Genomic DNA, 3681 nt, shown 5'->3' on the forward strand with positions numbered 1-3681 from the left:
AGGTTACCCATGGCCCCTCTGGGGTGGGCTATGATCGCAATATCGTTCGGGTTCCTCGGAGGGAGATCGGGGCCTTCCAAGTTGATGAGTCGGGCGAAGGCTCGCTGGCCTAGGCTGGCGAGACGGGCGGCTCGTAGACGCGGCAAGCTGAAAACGTTGTCGGATTTTATGTTCGCAGAGGTCTCCGACGTCAACGGCGAGTGTAAAGTTGTCGCGGAATCTCGCAAATCGTCTCTCCACGCGCTCGCCCGCTACAATCGAGCGGCGCGGCCGCCATCATCATCCCCGGAACTACTGCAGCGCCGTCGCCCCACGCCCAACCGGCGGCCGAGATTGGGCACCAGTACCAGGCCGGCTATGAGGCCGAGGCCGCCCGCCGCTGGAGCTCAAAAATCTCGCGGCTCTCCCGGTAGTACCCCCGCGCAGAGAGCAGGTTGGCGGGTTTGCCGTTTTTCGGCCGTTCGGGTCAGGGTAGGTTCCATAGACGATTCGCCTTGCTGGATATCGTGTTGTCATATCGAGCGGCATCGTCGCACGCTCGTCAACTAAAGACAGCTAAAGGCTTGTGGTCATGGCCTTCCCATGCAGAACGGTGATCTGGAGGGGATGAGAATGCCTGAAACGATGCTCGCGGCGCTTGCCAACATTCGGACCGTTGAGGAAATGATCGTGGCCTTCCGGGGATCCTTCCGGGAAGAACAGCATTGCCGGCGATTGCTGGAAATTAGGTGTGGCCAGAAGACAGAACCTGTCCGGCCCGTGGTTATAAGCGTTCGATCGCGCTTGCCGGCCGCGATACCCCGCTGCATTCGACCAAGCTGACCTTGGGTGTTTGGCTGAAGCCATGTGGCTGATGCTCCAGTCGGACAAGCGCTTGTCCTCGGTCCGGCTCGCCGAGATCCTTGTCTTTGGTTGATAAAGGCAGCGTGTCTGCGGGAACAGTCGCAGGCAGTTGGCTTCTGGCGCGACATCCTTCAACGCGGCATTGTCGAGCATGGTGTCGGCCAGATGCCGCTCAGCCGCGTGTTCTCGTCCTCAAGAGCCTTCAGTCGCCGAGCCTCGGAGACATCCATCCCGCCAAAGCGGCCCTTCCATTGTGATCGCGGCGTCGCTGACCGCGTGCTTGCGGCACAGATCGCGAACCGACACTCCGTCCTCATGTTCCTTCAAATTCCGATGATCTCTTGAGAAAAGCGGCTACTTTATATGTCCAAGTCCTCTCGACGGGCCAGAACGAACGTCAACCGGATTAGATCAGCGGGCAAGGTCACCATTTCGGCCATGAATACGCCAACCCGATTACATTGTTGGAAATAAGTAACTCGAGCGAAAACGTGCAATTTGCCTTCGCCACGTACCCTAATCGCGCAGAGATATCAATTTCCACATCCTGGAATTCAATGAAATGATTGTACAGTGGAAAACACGCCTTATACACCGCCTCCTTCAAAACGAAGAGGTCCCGCCGCTTGAGCAGATGTAGATCGTACATGCGTTGCTCGTTAGGGGTGGCAATCAATTCGATCAGGTTCTCCGGCAGAGGTTCATTAGGCTCAATGTCGATGCCGAGAGCCGCAATCCGTTTGGTCCCTGCAATGGCGGCGGCGGCCACGGTATCGTGGTGCGCCAAAGATCCGACGACGCCGGGTGGCCAGATCGGAACACCAGAGCGCGTCTTTAGGATCGGCAGTAGTGGGAATCCCAGTTGCCCAAGGAGTGTTCTGGCGACTACTCTTGCAGCACCGCTTTGGCGGCGAACTTTGGTAACAGCGCGTCCCAACGAGGTAACTTCGGAATCGTACAAGGTGGCTTCGTCGCCCGCTTCGATGGGACGGATGCCGACGAGGATGTTCTGTTGATCAATGGTGATAGTCTCCATTCTATCTGGTCCCCTTTGAGCTTTTCGGATGACAAGCTCAGCTCATGCAGCTTGGCCTTGAAGTTGCTCGACTCGGTCGTCGACCAGTAGAGGCGGCAGACCAAATATGCTTCCCATCTTTGGATCACAGAGCCAGAACTCTCCGACATTTGGGGAGTCGCGATCCGAGACTGAACCTCGTCTGGGTGCCAGAACCTTCGGTGCAGTTCGCTAGGGATCTTTTTCAAGAACCCCGGCTAAGTGCGTAGAAATCGCTCGGGCCAGAGCCTTGCGGTTTTCCAGAACACTCATCATCGTCACGTGGTCGCCTACAATCGGTAGGGCAGTAATGGCGTCCGGACTCAAGACTCGGTCCCAGCCCCGCATAGGCGAACGTGCCTCTGGGCATAATGAACTCTTAGCTTGTCGTGCCGGAGAACTGAAGAGAGCCTCGGTGGCATAAAACTGATGTATCTCAACTGGCAGGGTTGGGACTTGGTACGCCTGCAGCGCCTCGTGAAACCGGGCGGTCCTTTCATACATCAAAACATCGTTATTGAGATTACGATCCAGAGGTATTGCCCCAATTTGCTGAGCCTTTTCGAGCAGCTGAGCGATTGAACTTTGTCCAGCAAATTGCTCCAACACTTCGAAGCTCTCATCATCTAAGGATTCAAAAGAATCGAGCACGACGTCTCGTACCATTTGGATGGGTGATATCTTTGTAACGTTTGCAGGTAGCGTAACATCGATCAACGCGATGAAAGAGATAGCCTCATCGCGACCCAGTAAGAGCTGGGCTATGGCGTAAGCCAAGATTCCGCCTGATGAGTATCCAGCGAAACGATACGGACCCCGCGGCTGGATCTTTCTAATCGCCACGATGGTCTCCGCGGCTATCGCCTCAAGAGTTGGTGGACCAAGGTTATTGAAGGGGGGCCATGGCAGAGCGTAGACGGGACAGTCTACGTCCATTTCCTCCATCAACCTGGGTACGTAGGAACAATCGCCAAAACCTGTGGGGACAAAGAAGAGCGGTGGCTGCGATCCGGTCGCCTGTACGGAAATCACTCCAGGAGTCCTGGGCTGTGGCTCCAAATGAACCTTCGATGCAAATTCCTTCAGAACAGGGGCTCGGAAGAGGTCGGCGGCGCTAAAGTTCAGCCCAACATCTAATGCTCGACTGAGTAACTGCACGGCCAACAGCGAGTGGCCGCCGAGCTCGAAGAAGTTGTCGTGGCGTCCGACCCGCTCGACCCCGAGCAGCTCCGCCCAGATCCCGGCCAGCAGCGTCTCGACCGCGCCCTGCGGCGCTTCATAGACGGTGTGCGCATAGGCGTCGTCGTCGGGGGCCGGCAGCGCCTGGCAGTCGAGCTTGCCGTTCGGCGTCAGCGGCAGCCTATCCAGCCGCACGAAGGCCGACGGCACCATGTAGTCGGGCAGCAGGCTAGCCAGATGGGCGCGCAAGGAGGCAGCAAGCTGCGCGCCATCGGCCTCGTCCGAGCCGTCCGCCGGCTTCGCCACCAGATAGGCGACGAGCCGCTGGTCGCCGGTCCGATCGGCGCGCGCCACCACCACCGCATCGCCGACAAGCTCGTGCTCGCAAAGCCGCGCGGCGATCTCGCCCGGCTCGATGCGGAAGCCGCGGATCTTCACCTGCTCGTCGTTGCGGCCCAAAAACTCCAGATTGCCGTCCGGCAGATAGCGCGCCAGGTCGCCGCTCCGGTACAGCCGGTCGCCGTCCACAAACGGGCTGGCGATGAACCGCTCCGCCGTCAGCTCGGGACGGTTCAGGTAGCCGCGCGCAACACCCGCCCCGCCAA

At 58.5% G+C, this 3681-nt stretch carries 2 protein-coding genes and 2 pseudogenes; 1 reads left to right on the forward strand and 3 read right to left on the reverse strand.

What is annotated here, in order from left to right:
* Positions 1 to 612: 612 nt before the first annotated feature.
* A pseudogene (locus EOA33_RS27965) lies at positions 613 to 904 on the forward strand (IS1595 family transposase); the annotation flags it as partial.
* 65 nt (positions 905 to 969) lie between these two features.
* Here EOA33_RS27965 and EOA33_RS27970 read toward each other — a convergent pair.
* The 3 genes and pseudogenes from EOA33_RS27970 to EOA33_RS41385 form a co-directional block, all read right to left on the reverse strand.
* A pseudogene (locus tag EOA33_RS27970) lies at positions 970 to 1181 on the reverse strand (transposase); the annotation flags it as partial.
* Between the two features lie 86 nt (positions 1182 to 1267).
* Positions 1268 to 1879 carry a 4'-phosphopantetheinyl transferase superfamily protein gene (locus EOA33_RS27975; RefSeq protein ID WP_065012153.1) on the reverse strand — a complete coding sequence of 204 codons (612 nt, stop codon included), beginning with the start codon at positions 1877 to 1879 and terminating at the stop codon, positions 1268 to 1270.
* Positions 1880 to 2089: 210 nt separating this feature from the next.
* Positions 2090 to 3681 (reverse strand): thioesterase domain-containing protein (locus tag EOA33_RS41385; RefSeq protein WP_145989313.1); only part of this gene is annotated, 1592 nt, incomplete at its 5' end.

This window comes from Mesorhizobium sp. M4A.F.Ca.ET.050.02.1.1 (genome assembly GCF_003997725.1).
Taxonomy (GTDB): Bacteria; Pseudomonadota; Alphaproteobacteria; order Rhizobiales; family Rhizobiaceae; genus Mesorhizobium.

Coding starts and splice junctions, on each gene's coding strand:
- EOA33_RS27975 (WP_065012153.1), bottom strand. CDS start 1,879: ATGGAGACTATCACCATTGATCAACAGAACATCCTCGTCGGCATCCGT.